Origin of the sequence: Paenibacillus sp. RRE4, from assembly GCF_031844205.1 — a bacterium.
GTDB classification, from domain to species: Bacteria; Bacillota; Bacilli; order Paenibacillales; family Paenibacillaceae; genus Paenibacillus; species Paenibacillus xylanexedens_B.
Map to the genome: position 1 here is coordinate 3,522,909 of NZ_JAUZUT010000001.1, position 24,675 is coordinate 3,547,583.

Consider the following 24,675-nt stretch of genomic DNA (forward strand, 5'->3'; position numbering starts at 1 on the left):
TTATACAAGTTCATCGTAGAGCTCTTTCATCTCCGCAATCGCCGCAGGCACACGCTCACTGAACCAGGCCACATCCTTCATGTCCAGCATAATGTTCGGATACATGCGAGAGAGTGTCGATACAAGAATGCCATGTTCCGTGAGCTTGCCATTCAACAAAATATCAAAGGACATCAATTCGAACGTATAATCGGCCGTACTGCTAAGCTCTTCGGTGCAGCAATGATAGGAAGCGCAACCCGCCGGACCTTGAACAACAAGGGGTAGCCCTGCCTTCGTTGCTTCCCTTGTGAGAATGTCATGAATCATCTCGGCGTGAAGATTCATACGATTCATGGCTTCTCCTCCGTTGCGGCCCAACATTTCGAGCGTTGCTTTCACCGCGGCTGTGCCTAATGGATAACCGTTAAACGTTCCCGCATGAATCACTTTTTTGTCTACCAGCAGCTTCATGATATCGGCTCGGCCAACTAGAGCAGACACGGGAACACCGCCGCCAGCAATCGCTTTGCCCAGCGTGGTCAGGTCAGGCGTAACACCAAACATCTGCTGAGCCCCGCCAAGTCCCATACGAAACCCTGTAATGATCTCGTCAAAAATAAGCACAACCTGATGATGATCACACAGTTGTCTGACCTTCTGCAGATAACCTGGAGCCGGCATGACTCCGCCTCCGTTAACACATACCGGCTCCATGATTACAGCAGCAATGTCATCACCATGTTCAACAAACAATTCTTCCAAACGGGCAGCATCATTCCAAGGTAGCAGATAGGATTGGGACTCCATAACATCCCTTGCCCTTCCCTGCGTTCCCTTCATGTCGCCAGGGTAGTCCGAAGGTACGGGCAATCCTGTCCGGGGCGTTTTACCGCCCATAATGTTATCTGAATTGCCATGATAATGACCTTCAAAACGAACAAAGCGATTTTTGCCTGTCCAGGCGCGGGCAAGGCGCAGTGCATTTTGCACAATTTCTGTACCCGATAATCCAAACCGAATCATCTCAGCCGAAGGTACATATTGGTGGATTAACTCCAATGCCTCAGCGTCCAGATCACAATGGCTTACCGACAGAACACGATCAATCGTATCCTTCAGGCATTCGTTATATTCCTCGTTACCGTGCCCTACTATAAGTGCACCAAAGCGAGCATAGAGATCCAGATACTCACGGCCGTTCATATCGGTTACCCTGCTTCGGGAAGCATGGGCAAAGTGTAGCGGTGTCTCCTCCCAGGGAAGGTGGAAATTATAGTGCACACCGCCAGGAAGGTGTTGTTTCACTCGCTGGTTATACGCCATCATATTTGTAGTAATCATCGCGCTTCGCCTCCCCGGTATGTTTGAATCCCTGCCGCATACATTGCCAGAAGCTTCGACTGATCCTGCGAATCATCCAGCGAATAGGCAGTAATTGAGGTGTCGTACTCGGCAATCATATTTTTTACACTCTGGCCTGGGCCGACATCCATCCAAATGTTCGCACCCAACCGCCCTATTTGCGCTAAAGCCTGAATCCAGTGAATCGGCTGTAACAGCTGAGCTGTCAGTAACCTTGGGATATCCTCTGCTGCTCGGATGAACTCTCCGTTCACTGTGGAACATATCGCAAATGCAGGTTCGGAAAAGGAAAGCTTAGATACCATCGCTTCCATCTCAGGCAGGATAAATTGCATCAGTTCACTATGATAGGGCGCATCTGCTTTCATAGGCATCATGCGGAAGGGAATAAATTCCCCTCCAGCTTGGTCCACGAGATCATCCAGCAAACGCAAACCTCCCGCCTCACCTGCAACAACGAATTGGTTAGGTGAGTTATACCCTGAGATCGTCACGTAATGAACCTCTCGAATATTGGCAACGATGTTTTCGAGTTCCGCTTGGCCCATATCAACGACAATTCCCGCTCTGCCCTTCTGCTCCTGTATTGCACGATGCATCAATGCCCCCCGTGAAGCCGCGAAGCGGACTGCATCTGCAAACTTTAATGCACCAGCAGCCACCAAAGCAGTGATCTCTCCCAGGCTGTGACCAATCGCATAATCTGGATTCATTCCAGTCCGGCGAACGAAGGAATCAAACAACGCATAACTTGCTGTAAGTACAGCGGGCTGAGCATATTCGGACTGTGTCAGTTGCTCCAGGGAGCCGGCCAGAATCAAATCTCTGAGATCAAACCCAATAACCTCACTCGCTTCGGCAAAAATCAACCGGACTTCCGTTTCTCTCTCTAAGAGATCACTGCACATTCCGATATATTGGCTACCTTGCCCTGGAAATAATGCGCAGATCTTCATAGCCCACCGCCACGCTTGTAATAGGTTTTAAGCCCATAGTGTGAGATCATCTCCTGCTGCATCTGGGAGGAGCCTTCAATAATCTCCAGGATCTTAGCCTCCTTGTACAGTCTGGACACCGGATATTCACTGCTGATTCCATTGGCTCCGTGAACCTGGAGCGCATCATTTGCCACTTCTACTGCAATTTTGGATGTAAAATATTTAGCAATCGTTGTTTCCATGACAGCCTGCGGGTCCTTGGCTTCTCTAAGCTCGGCTGCCCGCAAACATAGTGCCCTTGCTGCATGGACTTTCGTTACTGCATCACCAATCATGCCGCGGATGAGCTGGAAATGACTGAGTTTCTGCTCAAATTGCTTTCGCTTGCGTGAATAGGTCACCATGGAGTCAAGAGCCTCCTGCGCTATAGCGAGTCCCGCCCAAGCGATGCTATATCTGCCCTGATCAAGCGCACTACTTACGATGTACTCAAAGCCTTCGTGCATTCGCCCAATCAGATGGCTTTTGGGCACACGAACTTCATCAAGATCAATTTCAGCAATTCCTGTTTCGCCGCCAACCATTACACCCTCGATGGCTTGCGTCTGAACACCGTCAAACTGGCGTTCAACCCAGAATGCTGTACTCCTCCCCTCTTGCGAGGCAACAATAATGAACACATCCGCTATGTCTCCAAAGGTAATCCACTTTTTCTTTCCATTAAGTACATAACAGTCCGCTTCTTCCCGCCAAGTTGTCTTTACGTTTTTGGCATCCGACCCAACCTCGGGCTCTGTCAGTCCAAACGCTCCGATCCATTCTCCACGGACCAACTTGGGTAGCCACGACGACTTTTGATCTGGCGATCCGAAACGCACCAAAGTTTCGCTCACCAGTGAAGTATGTACCGTCAATAAGCTTCGAACGGCCGGAAGTGCTTTACCAAACACTTCCGTTAACAGTCCGTATGCTTTAGGGCCAAGACCCATTCCTCCATACTCATGTGGAATCGATGCAGCTAAATACCCTCTTTCGGCCATAGCATGAATTAACGGACGGGGGATAAACTGTTGCTCCTGAATTTGCCGGGCATAAGGGCGAATCTCACGTGTAGCAAACAACTCGGCTTCATGGAGAATCTCTTGCTCCTGTTTCGAATCCAGTTCAATCATTCGACTGCCTCCCCTTGAAGAAGCGATTCATGAAGATACGAAGCGAATTCTGCAATCGTCTTGTATTCAAACAACGCTACAGGACTAATATCCACCTGCAGATGTTTACGTGTACGATTTATAATTTTGAGTGCCTGAACAGAAGAAACCCCTATTTTCAAGAAATTCGTTTCTTCATCAATCTCATCAGGTTCCTGTTTCAGTGCGGCAGCGATTTCGCCTTTAATAAACCCTTCAATCTCTTCTCTTGTCATATCAAGACCTCCGTTCCCTGATTCACCTCTACCCAATGTACATGCGGCTCGAATGGATGTGCTGGTAAATGCACGATCCGGCCCGTTCCGTCGGGATGCAACTGTTCCCAATCCAGTGAAGCACCACGCACGTAGAGCTGTCCCAGCAACAAGGCTAATTGTTTTTCCATAGTAAGCGTTGTCGCTGCAGACAAGTGGATATAACTCTCTTTGCCTGTAGCTCCTGCAGGTTCGACCCCATCCCAAGTAGCCAGCATCACAACAATATCTGCACTCGCCATCGGGCAGCTTGTATCCTGAATACTTCCGGATGTTATTTTGATTGTCTGCTTATCTGGAGTCTGGGTGGAATCCGCCTTATCCTTCATCTGGAGCTGGGATACCATTTGTTCTCCGCCGTCAATGCCACGAATCTCCTGGATGGAAGGTACGACACGCATGAGGGATTTGAGCAGGTTCACCCAATACTCCCGACCAGCCAGATCCCACTTATTTCCCCCAACAATGATGTTGACACGGGCGGCCCGGCTTCTTGTTTTGAAGCCAAATTCCATACTTTCCTGGCTCCACTCTCGGATGCCATTTACTGTGACAGCCGCACGGTAACGATAATGTTTTCGATACCTGTTCCGCGTGAAGCACAGATCTGTCAATTGCAGATCCTGATGTTCTTCAATATAGTGTTTGGTGTTATGAATCAGCTTCTGCAACGCCTGCTCTGACTTGGCAGAGAAGGTTAACAATTGATCCCGTTCCGAGTCCTGTCCCCAAACTGCTGGTGCGTTCCACTCCTCCAGCACAATATGGGCATTCGTGCCGCCAAGACCAAATGAACTGATACCCGCTTTACGTGTTTTCCCTTCGGGTACCGTCCAGTCTTTATGCTCATTAACAATATAAAAAGGAGACTGTTCCAGACGAAGAGCTGGATTAGGGCTATTCATATGCAGACTTGGGGCAAGCTCCTTGTGCTGCATACTAAGCAAAACTTTAGCCAGACTAGCTCCGCTGGATGCTGCGAATAAATGTCCTATATTGGTTTTGACCGAGCCTAGACCGATAGAGGTGCCTTCGCCGTATCCCTTCTCCTGAAACAAACGGAGTAACGCATTGACCTCAATCGGATCTCCAATTCTGGTTCCTGATCCATGCGCCTCGATATACGAGATTTCTTTTGGATTCAGATTGGCATCGTTATATGCAGCTCGTAGCACTTCATATTGCCCCTGAGGATTAGGTGCCATAATACCTAAAGAGTACCCATCGTTATTTACCGCTGTGCCACGGATCACGCCATAGATATGTTTATTCGCGCGAACTGCCTCTGTTAGCGGCTCCAGGTATACAACTACTGCACCCTCTCCAATAACCGAACCGTCCGCCTCCTGATCGAATACTTTGGTGTGTTTTGTAGATGAACAGATTCCTGCATTACGTGATAACTGATGCACATGAGGTGTTGCCAAAATGCTCGCTCCGCCTACAACTGCGCCAGAGATACGTTTGTCCTGAATCGCTGCCACTGCTTGCGTCAAGGCGACGAGAAAGGAAGAACAAGCAGTATCAATGGCCAGCGCCGGGCCCGTGAAATTGTACAGGTGTGAGATGGATGCCGCTGCAATATTGGACATATTGCCAACCATCGCATGGGAGTGCACCTCGAATCCCTTGCTACGATTCATGTAGTCCACAACGAGATCAAAGTAGGAACTGGGATTGACTCCAACATATACACCAACATCTCGTTTATCCTCCTGATCCACGATCATGCCTGCATCCTCGAGCGCCTCATAGGCAACCTCCAGCAATTTTCGATGCTGCGGATCCATAAATGTAGCTTGTTCCGATGGAATCTCGAAAAATTCATGGTCAAAGGTATCCGGGTGCTTTAGTTCGCCAATCCAATCATCCCAGTCCGGCCGTTTGGAGCGTACAGCTCGTTCCGGACTCACCTGATCCACACTGTCCAATCCTAGAACGAGATTGCTCCAGAACTCCTCTTGTGTATCTGCATCAGGAAGACGAAGGGACAAACCTGTTATTGCAATCGCTCGGTGTACATTCAACTGATTATCCAGGCGTATTTCATTTTTGAGTGACCTGTTCTCTTCAGGAAGTTCCTGAAGATACTCGACCATTTCCTGTACCGTTCTGCCAAAGACGAGTACTTCCTGTCCCAGTTCACGTCCCATGTGTGCAGACAGCTTATCAAGTAATTGGTAGGCAAGAATGGAGTTCCCCCCTAGTGCCAGAAACGGAATATCCGTCGCTACTTTCCCCACAGGTAACTGTAAAACCTCAGCCCAAGCCCCACGCACAGTCCGCTCCAAAGTTAACGGATGAACGCTCTCCGCAATGGACTGTGACTGGTTTTGAAGAAGCATGGCTTCAATGGTTTCGATATCCTTGTTGAATGCACCGCTCTCATACTCGTTTCTCAGCATAAAACGTTGTACTTTGCCACTGGTCGTTTTCGGGATAACCTTAATCGGAAGAACATGAGTAATCTCAATTCCTAGACCAGCTCTCATCCGATCGATTAAGTCCTGCCTTATTTCCAGGAACAGCGGTGTACTCGATTTGAATTTCACAAATACAAGCAGCTCTTCTGTTTGGGACATGTTGTTGAAATGTCCCACGACCGTTAGATTGCCTCTTGGAATATTGCCATTTTGATATAAAATTTCTTCCAAATCATGTGCGTAATGATTTTGACCACGGATAAAGACGATATCCTTGATTCGTCCGCTTACAACCAGGGAACCTTCCGCCATAAAACCGAGATCCCCCGTCTTCAGCCATCCGTCCACGAATAGCTCCCGATTGACTTCTGGCAGATTGTAATATCCGGAGGTTACCGATTCCCCGCGAATCTGGATTTCACCCACCGTGCGCTCATCGACAACTTCGCCGTACTCATCGGCTATTCGAATCTGGATTCCCGTCATCGGATAACCTTCATGCACAAACTCAATCAGATCTGCCGGATCATGAACAGCGGCATCCACCGGAATCGCTTTTCCTTGTTGCACAAGCGCTTTACGTGATATTTGTTCGATGCGCGGCTCCTCTTTCAACCTCCAGGTACACACACCCACAGTTGCCTCAGCCATGCCGTAAGCAGGAAACATCATATTCGTGCGGTAACCACAGGCACTGAATTTTTGAGCAAATCGTTCAATGACTTTGGTTGATATGGGCTCGGCACCGTTTAAGGCCATGCGTAGCGAAGACAAATCAAGCGAAGCCAGTTTGGAATCAGGGATCTTTTGAACCATCCATTCAAAGCCAAAGTTTGTGCAACAAAACCATTTTCCTTGATGTTCCGTAATTTTGCGCAGGAACAAGTAAGGTGATCGTACAAAGGTATACGGGGACATAACCATTAAATTAGCAGCGCTTAGTACAGTTGTTAGGTGTTGCCCGAACATTCCCATGTCATGCGTATGAGGTAGCCAGGTAAACACGTTATCTCCTTCTTCAGCACCTAGGAAGGTCTTGCATGCAATACTGTTCGCAATAATATTACGATTGGTTAACTGTACCCCCTTAGGGATACCCGTACTTCCTGACGAAAACTGTAGAAAAACGACCTCTTCAGGAGCAGTCAGACTTATTTCGGCAAGTTTATAACTTGTCTGAAGCTTGCTGACGCTAATGCAGTTCAATCCCTCAAAAATCGGACTCTCCGCAATCTGTTCGTATTTTGGCAAAAATGCTTCTTCTACGACTACCACAGGTTTCCCGAGGATTCCCCATATTTTCGTGAATTTCTCCAGACCAGCTGAACCCGGCTCCCATGAGGCAGGAGGACTGACCGGGGCGACAATAATGCCGCCCAGGATACAAGCCCAAAATGTACGATAAAACTGCTGTGAATGATCAATCTCCAATATAACGACTTGTCCCTTAGTTAACCCGCTCTCAAGTAGCCCTTGAAGATACAGACGTCCTTGCTTCAGCAGCTCAGGATACGATTCAAACTGTTCTTCGCCGGATGAACTGATATAAGTGATTCCCTTATCCGGATGTTTGTCAGCGATATACATAAGAAGTTCAGCAACTGTTGCATAATGCTCCGGCACAATCAACTCCGGCCCTCGTTGTATGGATTTACTGGACATGTTGCACCTCCGCTGCCTCATTATGAACTTTCACTTTTACATTCTCGTAACTGCCGAATTGCTCCTCAATCTGCTGTTTTAAGCGCTCCGTATCCAGACCTGTATGACACCCCAGGTGCACGTACACAGAGTTTTCATCGTATCGAATCACCCATTCCATGTATGCGAGGCTCGGATTAGAACCTGAGTCATAGATCTGTTCCAACTCTGGAATGGTCTCCTCGTTGGAGATAAAACCCTGGAAGTTGAACAAAATAAGTTTCCTTGGCTCCTGACCCGTCTGTCTGTAGGCTGTAGCCAATTGTTTTTGAATTTTTACATATGGGGATTTCATGACCGAGTCATCTGTCAGTGCCATAAAGTTAATGCTGTGTCGTTTTGTGAAATCCAGGTGTTGCATCAGATCTTCCTGAGCAAAATCGGCATGCACAAGAATCGGAATCAGGTCGAGGAATTCACCTACGTGATCATAATACGTTTCTTGTCCATACTCTCGTCCGTAATGAACAAGCGCAACAGGCAACTCTTTCGTATTCAGATAAGATGCGATAATGCCGGCAAAGGATTTGAAATAGTTCCACCAGGACTCATTAAGATCTTGGTCTGTAATATCCGTACGCGGTATTTCAACCGTCATCGCTGAAGGCGCTGAGCCGCCTGCGGTGATTAACAGTTCTTTCATAACGCTACGGTTAGCATGATGCCAAGCCTGAATGGAATACCGCTCCTCGAGTTCATGCTCAGTGATGTTAACAGGCCCCCGAGACAGCATGTTTACATAATCCTCATATTTGCGTATCTCCAATGGACCTTCTGTATCGATCATTCCATGTTGCTGATTACGGGCAATTGCCGACTCAAGTTGTTGCTTAATGATCTCGGCGCTCATGCCATCAAAGGCAAGGTGATCGAAACTCCAAATCAGTTTGTGCTTACTAGCTCCTGTTCGCAGAATACATAGACGCCATGGCAATCCATCAAGTGTATGCTGCTTGTGTAATAGCGACTGAATCAGTCGGTGCTCTATTTTTTCCAGCGTATCAAGGGCGTAGTGACGAACATCAAGATATGGAATGAGTTGTTGTAGCATATCTGCTGCCAATGATAGATCACACTGATGCCACTGTAACGTGTCCTCCTCATATATAATGCTGTGTAGCAACTGATGACGGGCAATGACCCCGAGAATCAATCTTTTCACAGTCAATTCATTTAAATTCCCCTCCAATATGGTTGTAAAACCGCTTGCTCGTGCAGTTGTAGAAGCATGTGCTCTTTGAATTGGAGATAGTGGGAAGCGACCGATAACAGGTGTTCCCGCCATGAAACTTGAAACCTGATTACAATTATTCAAGACATGTAATACCAGGCTGTCCAGTTGTTTCTCATGAAGTGAAATGTCTTGGGGAACTACGATAGGGGACTGAATTTGCAGGCTTTCTTCGAATAAAATGGATGGGGAGTTCACTGCCTCCACCGAATTCGCTAACGCTCTAACTGTAGGATATTGGAATAATTCGCTCACACTGATGGCAATTCCTTCTTTTGACAAAATTTGCGTAAGTGCGATACCTTTAAGTGAATGTCCACCGTTATGGAAGAAATGATCGGTTACGCCAAAACTAGGATTACTCAGTACCTTTCTCATCGCTACAAGGATTTTTCGCTCTATCTCCGTCAGAACAGAATCTGTCGCTGTAGGAACGGACTGTGCTTCTGCCAGATCGGCTAAAGCCTTCCGATCCACCTTGCCGTTAGCATTAATAGGCAGATAATCCATTCGCCAGATCTGTGCAGGCACCATATATTCCGGTAGTCGCTTGTGCAACTCCGTTCGGACATCATCAACCGTTCGTGCAGCGCTGGCTTCACATGTATAAAATGCAGTGACATATAAACTTCCAGAAGCATCTGTAGCTGTCATCACAAAAGCATCCCTGATTCCCGGAAGCTGCTCCAAACAATTGTGGATCTCCGATAACTCAATTCGGAAGCCCCTGATTTTCACTTGAAAATCAGATCTTTCAATAAAGATCAATCTGCCATCATGCAGACGCTTGACGATATCGCCCGTCCGGTACATCCGTTCGCCTTTGCGGAAAGGATCAGCTATAAAATGTTTTGAGGTCAGCTCTTCCCGGTTCAAATATCCAATGCCTACCGCATCCCCGCTAATATATAATTCGCCTGGCACATTGGCAGGAACAGGATTCATATCCTCATCCAGAACATATAGAGCTGTATTGGACAACGGATAACCTATAGGCAGAGAGTCGGTATAAGGCTCTGTTTGCTCCAGTAAATAATAGGAGGCAAAGAAAGTCGCTTCCGTCGGTCCGTATCCATTTAACAGTACGCCTGGTCCGACACATGCCATTGCTTTATTTGCGTGGCTCACGGATGCCGCTTCGCCCCCAAACATCACTCTGCGAACATGCTTCAGGCATGCTGCATCCCAATCCACCAGCATATTAAACAACGAGGTTGTAATGAAAAATACAGATATTTGCTGCTGACGAATCACTGCCGCCAGACGTGCCATATCGAGAATGATCTCTTTTGGAATAAGTACCAGGGTAGCCCCATTAATTAAGGAAGCAAAAATATCAAAGATCGAACCGTCAAACGCATAATTGGAAACTTGTAATACCCGGTCCTCAGGCACCACCGTCACGAAATTGCTTTTCTTCATCACTTTAATGACATTACGGTGACTCATTACCGTACCTTTTGGCGTTCCGGTCGAGCCTGACGTATAGATGATATATGCCGGATCGACTGCAACATTCTTTATCTGCTGGACTATAGGCTCTACAGACTCTCCTGAAATAAACGCACCCAGTTCTACAGACGGAATCATGACACGTGGAACCGCTGATTTCCATGCCGAGGCATACGACTCTTCGGTCAAGAGTATAGACGCATTGCAATCTTGTAAAATAAACTCAATGCGAGCTGGCGGTGATGCCGGATCAATTGGTACATATTGACAACCTGTTGTTAGTGTAGCAAGGATACTGATCATCTGGATCGGTCCGCGGTCCAGGATCAAAGCAATACTTGAGCCTGATGCCACGTCTTGTCCGAGTATGCGAGATGCAAGCTTCTGAACCTGTGCATACACATCAGCATAACTCCACTCCTCGTTCCCCCACACCAAGGCAGTCTTCTGTGGATATAATTGAACCTGTTCCTCAAACAACTCGGGAATCGTTGCTTCCCGCGGATAGTCCATGTGATTGTCGTTGACACCGAACAACAGCCATTCATCCTCTTCAGGCACAGTAAGCTTGATCTGACGAACCTTCTCAACCTCCCCTGTGACCATCTGAGTTAAGACGTACCGGAACTTGTCCATCATCATTTCCATGGATCGTGCGTGGAACAAATCAGAACGATATTCCAGTTCAAGCGTATACTGTTGGTGGTGTTCAACGACCGTCCAGGTCTGATCAAACTTGGCGTCCACCTTGCCATCCATCCAGGACTCAACTTGTAGTGTCCCTGCTTCAAGCTCATCCGTACCCATATTAATGTAATTAAGAACAATATCGAAAAGTGGATTACGGCTCCCATCACCCATCAGGCCAAGCTTCTCGACCAACGCTTCATAAGGATATTGTTGATGTTCATAGCAGGATAACAGCTTGCCACGAATTTCGTTCAGGTAAAGCTCAACAGGCTGATCCTTGTCTAATATTGTACGAATGGCGAGCATGTTTACAAACATACCCATGACGTGATTCAGTTCTGGCTTCTCTCTTCCGGCTACAGCTGTACCCACGACCAGATCATGCTGTCCCGTATATTTCGAGATCAACACATTTAAAGCCGCCATGAACAACATGTAAGGAGTAAGCCCCTGTTTTGCACAAAAATCATTAATCTGTTCACTTAACTGTTCTCCAAGCTCACTGCTAATTCTGCCCCCTTGGTTAGAGAATTCTCCACGTCTCGGGAAATCTGTAAGCAATTCGACAGACGCAGGCACATCCTTGAATTCTTCAAGCCAAAACGCCTCATCGTCGGCAACATGCCCGTTTGATGTAGATTGATCAAGCCATTCAGCATAGTCCTTATACTGAATCGAGAATGATTCTAAAGATTCTCCACTATATAACCGGGCAAACTCTTGCATAAGAATCGCGATGGAACTCTGATCAGAAATAATATGATGCATATCTATGAACAGAATATGTTCGTCATCGGACAGGCGGGCAAGTTTTACACGAACCAGTGGTGCTTGGGTCAGATCAAATGGTTGTGTCCATTGCATCAATTGCTGCTCCGGCTCTTCTTTTTCAAGTTCCAGCAACTCCACCACACTTGGAACCTGATCCTCAATGACCTGATACAGTTCGCCTTCCAGCATTTCAAATCGCGTACGAAACGCCTCATGCCGCTGCACGAGAGCATCCATCACCGCTGCAAAATGTGCCGTATCCAGCTCTCCCCGCAACCGGTACGAACTTGCGAGATTGTATGCTGTGCTCTGGCCTTGCATCCATTCATGTACCACGAACATTCTTCGTTGCGCAGAAGTGGTCTTGTATCGGTCTTTGTATGCTGCTGGTAAAATGCTGTCTACTGATCCCGAATGATCCAATCCTGTTTCTTGTTGCTGATCAATCCATGCAACCATACGGGCAAGGACGGAATAATCGAAGACATCCTCTAGTCCCATAGCAACTCCGAATGTTTCCTTGACCCGGGACGCCAGAGTGATAGCCTTTAGGGAATGTCCACCAAGCTGGAAGAAATCATCCTCGGAGTTCGCTGATTCACAGCCAAGCAACTCTTGCCAGAGCTGAGCAGTGGTGTCGTATATTTCATGCACACTCAAACGGACCCTACTCTTGCCTGTGTTCCCCTGTGCTGGTAATGAAGTCTGAGAAGCCGCAGTCTGAGGCACACCCGCAAGCAGGTATAGCGGGACATCATGCTTATGAACGATTGGATCGAACGAATAAGTCGGGAGAGATATCTTTTGCCCAGTGCTCTGTCCGTTAATGTGTGCCCAATTCAGTTCAATACCTCTGCACCAGCAATATCCTAGTGATTTCATGAAATAGATATCGGCTTCAAGCGAGCTGGAACGGTCTCCCGTAAGAGAGATCACCTGTGCATCCTTCCATATATCGTTGTCAACAAGCTCTCCGTTCTGTAGCGGACAGGCTGTAACCCAAAGTATCTTTTCCGCAGATTGTACAAGATTCCTCGACGTGCCGATCGTACTCATTTCCTCAGACAAGGCACCTTCTTGGGTCTGCCAATCTTCATGGCTATATAACAGACGCACCGCATGAGCTAACTCAAGCGTATTGCTAATGACCTGTCTGACCAGTTCACCGACACCTTCTCCACAGATTCCATCCGGTTTAACCCCTGACTCAACCAACGTTGCAAACAGAGCGTACTGCACCACAAAGCAATACATGAATTTCAGGCGTGAATCCCGAATCGGCCTGCCTATACTTTGACGAATTGCATACTGTTCCTTGGATTCAAAAACGTTCAGTACTTCTTCAAAGTGTTGCCTGAATCGTTCAGACACTAGACTGCGATACCTGGAAGCATAAAGTTCACGAATCACGTGTGGTTCCCATAAAACATCCCCGAGGATGTAGAACATTACTTTAGGCTTATTCCCCTGGTTCACACTCGCTTGTGCTTCATGTTCCTCCGCCTGATCTTGCGAAGGAACGTAGCCATCCACAACGACAAGAGCTTTACGATGGTTAAATCGGCTTCTTCCCTCTTGCAAAGTCCAAGCAGCGCTTGGCACCTGTTCCGGCATTTTTTCGAGTGCTTGTAAAACTGAATGATACGTGCGATCCAGAGCGGATTCGCTCTTGGCCGAGAACGGAAGTAAGTGTACAGGCTGATACACACTTTGACTCTCTCGTACAGGCGGTTGCTCCAAAATAATGTGAGCATTCGTGCCGCCAATCCCGAAGGAACTTACCGCTGCGCGCAAAACCTGCTCCTGATCTTTGAAGTGTTGCGGCTCCTGATTAATGTAGAAAGGACTGCGTTCCAGTTCCAGCATAGGATTGCTTCTTTCCATATAAATCTGCGGCGGAACGGTTCGGTGATGCAACGTTAGAACGGTTTTGATAAATCCGGCAACGCCCGCTGCAGCGTCCAGATGACCGATGTTTGCTTTGACCGAACCGAGGGCGCAATAATTACGTTTATCCGTTCCCCATGACTGTCTAAGCGCTTCGATCTCGATGGGATCACCAAGCTTGGTGCCTGTCCCATGTGCCTCCACATAATTGATTTCCTGTGGAGACACCCCCGAGCGGTCAAGTGCGGTTTGAATGACCTTCACCTGTCCGGTAACACTTGGCGCAGTATATCCGATTTTATCCAATCCATCATTGTTAATCGCCGAGCCTTTGATCACGGCAAAGACCTGATCCCCATCGCGCAAAGCATCGGAAAGCGGCTTCAGCACAACCATGCCGCACCCGTTTCCGGAAACCGTACCTGAGGCCTGTTCGTCGAACGCCCTGCAATGCCCGTCCTTGGAATAGATCATGCCTTCATGCCAGTGATACCCTTCTTTGAGCGGATAAGAGATAGACACTCCCCCTGCGAGAGCCACGTCACATTCTCCCCGGATCAGTGATTCTGCTGCCTGATGAATCGCGACGAGCGAGGTCGAGCATGCCGTCTGCACAGCCATACTTGGCCCTCTTAGATTCAGCTTGTGAGATATACGTGTCGTAATATAATCCTTCTCATTCAGCGTCATCGCTTCAAAAGCTTGCAACAGATCACCTGAACGACCCAGGAATTGCACCATCCAAGGCAAACTCAATCCGCTTCCGGCAAATAAACCGATGGAGCCTGAGTACCGATATGGATCACAGCCTGCATGTTCAAGTGCCTCCCAGGAGCACTGATGAAGCAGCCGAATCTGCGGATCCATCATATTGGACTCCTGGTACGGGTATTCGAAAAATCCAGAATCAAAAAATTCGGTATCTTGCAAAACGCCTTTGGCTCGCACATATTCAGGATGTTTGTACTCTTCCGGTCGCACTCCGGCTGCCGCTAATTCTTCTTCAGTCAGTCGGGTAATACCATCCTTTCCTGCCATCAGATTGTCCCAGAACTCCTCTATATTCTTCGATCCGGGAAAATGTCCGGCCATACCTATAACAGCGATATCCGATGGGGAAGTGCTTCTGTTTCTGCTGTTCACATCGGCATTTGTTTTGATGTTTATTGCCTGTTCTTGGCGACTACGCTGATCATTCACTAGTTCATGGACGGCTCTGTCCATAATTACTCTTTCTTGCGTTATGAAAGGATCAGGTTTGGCCGTAATGCTCGTGCTCGCGATAACTTCCTTGGATACATGTTCTTGCTCATGTTCGTTCTGAACAGGGACATCCACCGAAGTTAACATCTGTTCAGACATCAGATGATCAACCAGCGAAGTAATCGAAGAGTGTTCAAACAACTGCACAAGAGGGATATTTTTTCCCAGATATGCGTTTAACCGGTTATTAATCAAGATCAGTCCTAGCGAGTTACCGCCAATATCAAAAAAGTGCTCTTGTACTCCGACATGCTCCCGGTTCAGCATCTCTTTCCATGTTTCAACCAGCATCTGTTCCAGCTCTTGGCGAGTCTGTTCTCTTCCCACTGGGGAAGAGGAACCCGCAATTAAAGACGGAGCTGGCTTCTCAATTACTTCAATCGCTTCACTTACGCCAGAGTCAGTCCATTGAAGGGCATTCCGATTCAGTTTGCCATTCGGCAGAACCGGTAACTTCTCAAGACGAATGATGCGTGAAGGCATCATATACTGTGGCAATCTCTGTTTGAGCCAAGACCTGAGAAACGTGTCCTGCTCTTCCATATTCGATCCACTTACGTCAGGCTTCAAGCTGTAGTAGAGAACCAGTTGCAACTGCTCAGGCTGGTTTCCTTCGACCTTTACGACGGCTTCTCTTAAGCGTTCATAGTTCATAGCCATTTGCTCGATCTCGTTTAATTCGATCCGGTACCCTCTGATCTTCACTTGTTGATCCAAACGTCCTGCCAGTTCAACCTCCCCGTCCTGCAACACACGAGCCATGTCTCCTGTCCGGTACATCCGTCCACCCAAAACCTTCGCATTGTCAATGAACTTGGCGGTCGTTTCCATCATATTGTTCAGGTAACCTCGCGCCACCCCGCGGCCTGCGATGCAGAGTTCCCCATAATTTCCGGGAGGCAGGAATTCACCCTGTTCATCCACGATATAAAGCTCCGTATTAGCAATGGGTTTGCCAATCGTAATGAGTCCAGATTCCTGCAGCTCTTTGGTCGTTGACCAAATCGTCGTTTCGGTAGGACCATACATATTAAAGACACGGGCAGATGAATATTTTTTAATATCGGTCAGAAGTCCTGCCGGAACACTTTCTCCACCGGTAAGGACACACCGAAGATGAGGAAGTACCTTGGTAAATTCCGAATTTTCAACAAACGCTTTGATCCGAGACACCGTACTGAGAATATGCGTTACGCCATGTTGCCTTATCCGGCGCGCGGCAAGAACGGGATCAAGCTGTTCCTGCTCGTCTGCCAAATATAGAGAATACCCTGTACATAATGGTGCCCACACTTCAAATCCGAAAATATCAAAAGACACCGTTGTTACGCTAATCATTCGGTCTGTTTCATATGCAAAAATGTTTCGGTGCCTGATGTCTTCCACAAAATTGACCATCGCTTCATGCGCAATCATCACCCCTTTAGGCCTTCCGGTGGAACCGGAGGTGAAGATGACACAAGACAAGTCAGCAGGCAGGACGTCCACGTTCGGATTAATGGCTGAACGTTCGTCAGCAAAATCAGGCTCATAAACGATGCGTTCCCCTTCAAAGGCCACGACATCGACCTCATTAGAAGTGCACAGTAGCAACTTCATCTTGCTATCTTGCATCATGTCCAGAATACGTTGCGGTGGAAATGCCGGATCTATGGGCAGGTAGGCTGCACCCGCTTTAAGTACTGCAATCAACATAATAATGAGAGTTTCATTCCGGCCGGTTAATATGCCCACAGGCTCATCTCTGCGTACCCCTCGATCAAGCAGCTTCCAAGCCAACGCATTCGCTCGCTCATTAAGCTCAAGGTAGGTCAGTTCCTTGCCCGAAGAAACAATAAGTGCAATCTTGTCTGGTGTACGCTCTGCCTGTAGTTCAAACAAACGATGCAAGCTCAGGGACTGATCATAATGTAAAATGGGTCCCGCTAACCGCTGAACCTCAGCTCCCGAAACATGCTGGACTCGTTCATACATTTTACCTAGAGGTGCACCCGGCTGTTGCACAACCTGCTCACATAGTTCAATGAAGTCCTGAATCAACCACTCAACTGTTTCCACCCGGAACAGGTCTAACGCATATTCAATGTATCCTTCGATGACTTGCTGTTCCCTGTTTTCCTGACATGTCAGCAACAGATCATAGGTTGAGACTCCGGTCTCCACAGGAATAGAACTGAATTGAAGTCCATGAAGTTCAAGATCATGCAGCTCCATGTTCTGATAATCAAAACACACATCAAAGATCGCATTACGGTTCAGTTCCCGCTTAAGTCCAAGCTGCGTTACAAGCTCATTGAATGGATACTCCTGATGCGCAAAAGCATCAAGTGTATGCTGTTTCAGCTCTTGTAAAAAGGCAGTGTACGCACGATCTGATGCCGGATAATTCCGCATCGCAATCATATTGACAAACATTCCGACGGTTTCTTTCCATTCTTCCTGTAACCTACCGGCTACAGGAGTCCCGACTACGATATCCTGCTGACCTGTTCGACTCGCTAACAGAAGATTCCATACACTTAGCATCACCATATACATGGAAACTTCTGTGGATGAAGCCAGCTTGTGCAAGCGCTCCGTTAACGAGTGGCTCAGCGTGAAGTGAACTCGTTCACCTTGCATCGACCGTTGCAATGGACGGTCATGATCAAGCGGAAGCTGCAGTTCAGGCAGTGTTGGACCCAAACGTTCCAGCCAGTATGTTTGATGCGGCTGATATTCTTGTGTGGCAAGACGCTGCTGTTGCCAGACCGCATAATCTTTGTAATGTAACCGGACAGTGCGTTCTTCCCCAAAATACAGTGCATTGAAGTCACGTGTAATCAGCTCAACCGAAGTACCGTCCGCAATAATATGATGGATATCAAAGAACAACAGATGCTTGCGCGCTCCTGTTCTAATCAGGTTCACCCGCATGAGCGGCGCCTGATGAAGCACAAAAGGACGAATCAGCGTCTGAATCAAAGCAGAAATCTCTTGTGCATCGGTTAAATACTGCTCGGTAAAGCTGAAATCCAAAGGAACGGATGGATGAACAATCTGCACCACTTGATCTCCGCGTATTTCAAACGTCGTTCGAAGTGCTTCATGACATTGCACCAGCTTTTCCAATGCAGCCTCTACTCTGGCATGATCCAGGTCTCCTTCGATCAGGGTAGCCGACGGCAAATTATACGCCGTGCTATTCGGATCCAGCATCGATTGAGTGAACATACGCATCTGCGCAGACGAGATCGGATAAGCATCCATCATCGGTGCAGCCTCAATCATGTTCTGCTTCTGTACTTGCGGCTCAACCATTGCAAAGAGATGTTCCGCCAGTTGGGCTGGTGTAGCATGGTTAAACACATCCGCAACCTCTGCCTGAATTCCGATGGAAGAGCGGATCGATGCGGACAAACTGACTGCTTTGAGCGAGTCTCCACCAACGGCGAAGAAATTAACATGCTCTTCCAGGTCATTTATGCCAAAAATCGTCTCATACGCCTCCAGAACAACCCGTTTCATGGCTTCCAGACTACCTGCATAACCTCCCGCAATGGAAAGGGTTGTGTTGTTATATCGTTCACTCGACTGAGGTGTATGTTGACTGCCGCTTTTTCCTTCCAACATTGAACCACCCATGAGCGACTGACCAATTGGATAATGTTGCTTATCAAAACGATAGGTTGGCAAGGAGCATTTGCGGCGCACGTTCTGTCCCTTGAATACCTTCCACTTCGGCTCAATGCCCTCGCACCATAACTCGGCGATTCTGCGGGTGGTATACAGCACGTCCGGTTCTGTTTCTCTAACGTGACGCAGCATATTCAATACAGTTTGTGTTTCCTTCGACTGAATGTGCTGTCTCACAAACGAGCTTAATGTCCGTCCTGCCCCAACCTCTATGAATACCGCTTGTTCTTCTTTTAACATTTCAGCCAAGTTTGCTTCAAACAACACTGGCTCTAAAATATGCCTTGCCCAGTAGTTCGGACTTACGATCTCATCCGGCAATGCCCATGTTCCGCTTGTATTCGAAAGCAATGGAATCTGCGGGCTATGCAACGAATAACTCGACAGACTGTGTTCAAATTCCATCGCAGCATCCTTCATCATCGGTGTATGGAAGGCATGGGAAGTTTTCACACGAACGCATTTCCAGCCGAGTCTTCCAGCCTTTTCTTCCATTCTGTCAATCGCCTCTGCTGTCCCGCCAATGACACTGGAGCCTGTTGTGTTGACCAAAGCCAGCCACATATCTTCTTCCAATTGGGACTTCACCAGCTGTGAGTCCTCCATGATGGCAAGCATGACACCTGGCGGTTGCTGCTGCATTAAACGTCCCCGTAGTCTTACGATCTGTACAGCATCAGCAAGATCAAATACACCTGCAACCACAGCTGCCGTCAGTTCTCCGATGCTATGTCCGATCATGCCGTCTGGCCGGATACCCATATCGATCAAGGATTGAGCCATAGCATAACTGGTCATAAATAGTGCAAATTGGCTGTACTCCGTCTGGTTAATTCGCTCTGGGTGCTGATCACCGTATACAACAGACAGAATCTCTCCCCGTTCTTGTTCAGGAAGCATATCCAGAATCTGCTGTACATGCTTCTTGAACAGCGGTGCAATGCCAGACTGTTCTGTCGATTTGTACAATGCCACACCCATGCCCTGATACTGACTGCCCTGCCCAGGGAACATAAAATAAACCGGGCGCCGACCTTGCGGCGAATGAACTGTTTTTGCCTTCTCCAGCTGGCGCATCAATTGCTCGGGGTCATCTTTCCAGCTTTTATCCAGAACCAGTGCCTTACGATAAGCAAAACCTGTTCGACCGGTCTGCAATGTCCATGCTGCGTCCGAGATGGATAGCTCTGGATGCTGTGCGAGATGCTCCATAATTTGTTCAGCTGTGCGGCTCAGCGAGAACTCTGTTTTGGCTGAAAAAAGCAATACATTGACATCATCATCCGGACTGCACTTGTCCATCTTTGGAGCCTCCTCCAATACCATGTGAGCATTTGTGCCTCCCACACCAAATGAATTAATCCCTGCACGCAGAACACCAGCTTCACCTGGTTTCCAGTCCACCCCCTGCGAGTTGACCTTGAAGGGCGTGCTTGCAAAATCAATCTTCGGATTCGGCTGTTCATAATTGGCGGTACCCGGTATATATCCTTGATCAAGGCTGAGTGCAACCTTAATCAAACCAACGACGCCAGCCGCTGTATCCATATGGCCCACGTTGCCTTTTACTGAGCCAAGATAACAGAACTGCTTTTTCTCGGAGTCAAAAGCACGTGTCAACGATTCAACTTCAATCGGATCACCCAGAAGTGTGCCTGTGCCATGCGCCTCAATGTAACTAACCGTTTCAGGATCAACTCCGGCTGCCTGATACGCATCCTGAATGACTTCCGCCTGACCACTTACACTTGGCGCAAGGAAGCTAAGCTTCTCCTGACCGTCATTATTAATGGCTGAACCTTTAATAACACCGTAAATATGATCTGTATCTCGCAATGCATCGCTTAACCGCTTCAACACCACAATTCCCATCCCATTCGAGAACACCGTGCCGCTTGCAGCTGCATCAAATGGACGGCAATGGCCATCCGAGGAAAACATCATGCCATCCTCGTACACATAACCGCCTTCGTTCGGCAGTTCAACCGTAATTCCACCAGCCACAGCCACATCACATTCTCCAACGATTAGAGATTGGCATGCCAGGTGCGGAGTGACCAAAGACGTTGAACATCCCGTAAGAGCTGTATAAGCAGGACCTCTAAGGTTCAACTTATAGGCCATGCGTGTAGCCAAAAAATGATTGGTGCTGAGTGTAAATGCTTCATATTTGCTACTGTATCCCGCATCCCCGAACAGCACTTGGCGGTACCATTCAAAGTCATCCGATCCACCGAGGAACACGCCGACTTTGCCTGCTTCATCGGGTCTGCACCCTGCATCCTCGAACGCTTCCCATATTCCTTGGTACATCAGTCTGAACTGAGGGGACATCATTTTAACTTCGCCAGGTGTATAGTCGAAAAAGCCCGCATCAAACTCCTCAATCCCGTTGACTCGCCCTTTGGCTTTGACATAACGAGGGGAACGCAGCAATGCCTCGTCCACACCGAGTGTCCTCAGTTCCTCATCACTGTAAAAATGAATGCTCTCCTCTTGTGCCATCAGATTACGCCAGAATGTATGAATGTCCTCTGCCCCTGGTACATTGACAGACATTCCTACAATGGCAATATCCTCACGCAGAATACCCGCTTTCCGCCCAAAACGTTCTTCTCGCAACATCGGTATCTGTGCAGCTTCCTGTTTCTGTCCTATTGCCGCGAACTGCCGCAGTGTAGGACACTCAAAAAAACGGGGCACTGGGAAGTCCACCTCAGTACGATGCTTTAATCGATTATGAGCCTGTATAACGGAAAATGAATTGCCACCTAGTTCGAAGAAATGATCATCTCTTCCGACCCTCTCCACACCGAGCACTTCTGCCCATACCGCTGCAATCTGCCGCTCTAATTCCGTGGCAGGAGCAACGTAAGCCGTACTTGAAGTGTGGATATGCGTGGTATCTGCAATTAGCGCATTGCGATCAATTTTTCCGCTACTATTGAGTGGGAACTCTGATTTATGTACAAAAACAGATGGAATCATATAGGCCGGCAGAGATTTGGACAAATGTTCTCTCAACTCAGCTACGGGCAATTCCTGTTCCGATAGATAGTAGGCATACAGTAAGCCGGACCCTGTCTCGGATGATTTCATGACAACAACGGTTTGAATGACTCCCGGGTAGGATGAAAGGGTATTTTCGATCTCACCTGTCTCTAACCGGGCACCCTGAATTTTGACTTGAAAATCAATGCGTCCCAGGTACTCAATCGTTCCGCTTGGCAGGGATCGAACCATGTCCCCCGTGCGATACATCATTCTGAAATGCTCAGGGTCCTTCTCTTCGTCAAAGAAAGGGTTAGGAACGAATTTCTCCCTTGTCATTTCCTCCAGGTTCAAATATCCTCTTGCAAGACCTACACCGCTTAGACATAGTTCCCCCGGAATACCCAAAGGCTGTAATTCATCCCGGCTTCCAACCACATACCATCTGGACTCGTTCAATGGGGAACCAATGGGTATGTTTCCATGCCCTTCATAGGTACTCAATGGATAATGGGAGACCCATATCGTACATTCCGTAGGACCGTATACATTATCCAGGCTTGCCCGTATATTCAGTTGGTTGAATTTTTTAATGATATCGGGTGTGACGGCCTCTCCGCCTACAAATACCCATTTCAGCGTGTCCAGTCCTGAGAGATCAGAACGAAGTTCCATCGTCTCGAGAAAAAGACGGAATAGCGTCGGCACAAAGTTGATATGAGTCACCTGATGTTCAGCTACTGTAGTCAATATCTGGTCCGGGTTCTTCTCCTCGCCTGGCGGCAGAATACTTAATGCTCCCTCACCCATAAACCAACCAAACAATTCTGTACAGGATACATCAAAGGTATACGCTGTTTTTAACATATACACATCACTTGCTTGTACTGGAAAACGACGTTCCAAATCAAGCAATGTATTGACCACACTATGATTTTCAATCATAACCCCTTTAGGTTTGCCCGTTGATCCTGACGTGTACATAATGTAGGCGAGACTGTAAGGATCTAGAGGCTCTTCGAGATTGGAGCTGTCTCCCGTGTATACCATCCCATCTTCTGTGTAGATATAGTGAGCCGGAAGCGAGTCATCCTCTGCTTCTGGCCGGATGGCAATAACGGTGGATATATTCGCATCGGTTAAAATATAGGCTTTTCTGGATACCGGATAGGAGGGATCTAGCGGAACAAATGCACATCCGGCCTTCAGAACAGCCAGCAAGGCAATGACCAGATCGGAAGAACGTGGCATTTGTACGCCAACCGCCTCATTATCGGTCTTTTTCCGTGCGATGATCTGTTTTGCCAATTGATTGGCTTTTGCATTAACTTGTGCATAGGTCTGTTTTTCTTTACCTTCGAGTAGGGCGACTCGTTCTGGGTGCTTTGTTACTTTTGTATGGAAAACATCGATGATATGCTGCGGAGTGTAGGGAAAATAAGAAGTTTGGTTAAAATCCTGCAGCAACTGCTCCTGCTCATCCTGCATCAGCAGACTGTATTCACCTATGCTCTTCTCTGGCTCTGTTACCAGTTGTTGCATGAGATATACGAAACGCTGACCCATTCGTTCAATAGAGTCTGCACGAAACACAGTCGGTTTATATTGCAATTTCAGTTGCGTACCTTGAGGTGTGCTATTCAATACAACCATCAGATCGCCTGGAAAGGTGACCTTATCCTGTTCCACAAGCTGGCTCCCCGGTAGATCCTCCTCATATGAGTCGTACACAAAAGAGATATCAAATACCGAAGGTGAACCTGGTTGTACCTGTAACATGCTGTCTCTCACGATTAAGTTATTGGGATAGCCAATGTGCTTATACGTATCGATCCAGGCTGCAGTAACTTGCTCAAGCAGAGATCCAAACTTTGTTTCGAGGTCAATCTGGAACCGCATGGGCAACATATGTACAAAACAGCCTATCGTTTCTTCCAGTTCAAAACCCGGACGATGGGAATACGGAGAAGCAAACGTGATATCCTCCTTGCCTGCATACTTATTCAGAAGGATACTGAATGCACCCATGAAAAACATAAATACAGTAACCTCATGGTCCTTTGACATCTGTGTAATGGCATCCATCAACGGTTTGGGAATATCAAAACGCAGCTCGTGCCCCACACCTGTCTGCGAACCGCCAGCAGGATAGTCATGTTGCAGTGCCAAAGGCTCCGCGCCGTTCATTTTGGATAACCAGAACTCACGCTCTCGGTTATATTTGTTCTCCTGTAACTTCAAGTTTTCTGCTTCAATATAAGAGATAAAACCTTGATCCTGTTTTACTTGCAAAGGTAGATCCTGCAGAATGCAGGTGTACGTATGAAGAAGCTTATTTTTTAAAAGTTCCAGAGACATACCGTCACAGATTAAATGGTGAATACATAAAGTAAGAACATGCGTGTTCTCGTCCATATGTACAAGCATGATTCGAAATAAAGGGCCCTGCTCCAATATGAAGGGAGCCTGAATACATTCTTCAATGTATTCCTCCAGTTGTTGTTCCCTGCCATCCTGATGTGCCTGACTCAGATCCCGCAAAATCAGTGAGTACTCCAGATCATCATGGATCGCCAGAACCGGTCTGTCCTGTTGTATCTCAATATGCGTGCGAAGCACGACTTGTTCATGCATAAGCAATTCAATGGAACGTCGAAAGGCTTCAAGTTGAAGCCTTTCTAATTGTATCGAAGCTGAGATGTTATAAGAAGATGGATCATTCACTTGGCAATCGAAATAGATTCCCTTTTGTGTTTCGGAGAGTTCCACGGTTTTACGTACCATCACGACCACACCTCATTCATTAATTGAGATTCAAGCTGTGTTGTCATAAATCCAGTCCCT

The 24,675-nt window shown here is 47.5% G+C and carries 6 protein-coding genes; all 6 read right to left on the minus strand.

The features are described 5' to 3' along the window. The 6 genes from Q9R46_RS15900 to Q9R46_RS15925 are packed head-to-tail and all read right to left on the minus strand — an operon-like array spanning position 1 to position 24,615. The gene (locus tag Q9R46_RS15900) at positions 1 to 1,323 is read right to left on the minus strand and encodes an aspartate aminotransferase family protein (RefSeq protein ID WP_311280694.1); all 1,323 of its coding nucleotides are present in this window, start codon (positions 1,321 to 1,323) and stop codon (positions 1 to 3) included. Then, the gene (locus Q9R46_RS15905; protein ID WP_311280695.1) at positions 1,320 to 2,300 is read right to left on the minus strand and encodes an ACP S-malonyltransferase; all 981 of its coding nucleotides are present in this window, start codon (positions 2,298 to 2,300) and stop codon (positions 1,320 to 1,322) included. Before Q9R46_RS15905 ends, Q9R46_RS15900 begins: the two co-directional genes overlap by 4 nt. Beyond that, positions 2,297 to 3,454 carry an acyl-CoA dehydrogenase family protein gene (locus Q9R46_RS15910; protein ID WP_311280696.1) on the minus strand — a complete coding sequence of 386 codons (1,158 nt, stop codon included), beginning with the start codon at positions 3,452 to 3,454 and terminating at the stop codon, positions 2,297 to 2,299. Before Q9R46_RS15910 ends, Q9R46_RS15905 begins: the two co-directional genes overlap by 4 nt. After that, positions 3,451 to 3,708 (minus strand): acyl carrier protein, encoded by a 258-nt coding sequence (locus Q9R46_RS15915; RefSeq protein ID WP_090914993.1) that lies wholly within the window; start codon positions 3,706 to 3,708, stop codon positions 3,451 to 3,453. Before Q9R46_RS15915 ends, Q9R46_RS15910 begins: the two co-directional genes overlap by 4 nt. Beyond that, on the minus strand, positions 3,705 to 7,832 hold the full coding sequence (locus tag Q9R46_RS15920) for a beta-ketoacyl synthase N-terminal-like domain-containing protein (protein WP_311280697.1): 4,128 nt from the start codon (positions 7,830 to 7,832) through the stop codon (positions 3,705 to 3,707). Before Q9R46_RS15920 ends, Q9R46_RS15915 begins: the two co-directional genes overlap by 4 nt. Then, the gene (locus tag Q9R46_RS15925; RefSeq protein ID WP_311281045.1) at positions 7,822 to 24,615 is read right to left on the minus strand and encodes a non-ribosomal peptide synthetase/type I polyketide synthase; all 16,794 of its coding nucleotides are present in this window, start codon (positions 24,613 to 24,615) and stop codon (positions 7,822 to 7,824) included. Before Q9R46_RS15925 ends, Q9R46_RS15920 begins: the two co-directional genes overlap by 11 nt. Positions 24,616 to 24,675: the final 60 nt, after the last annotated feature.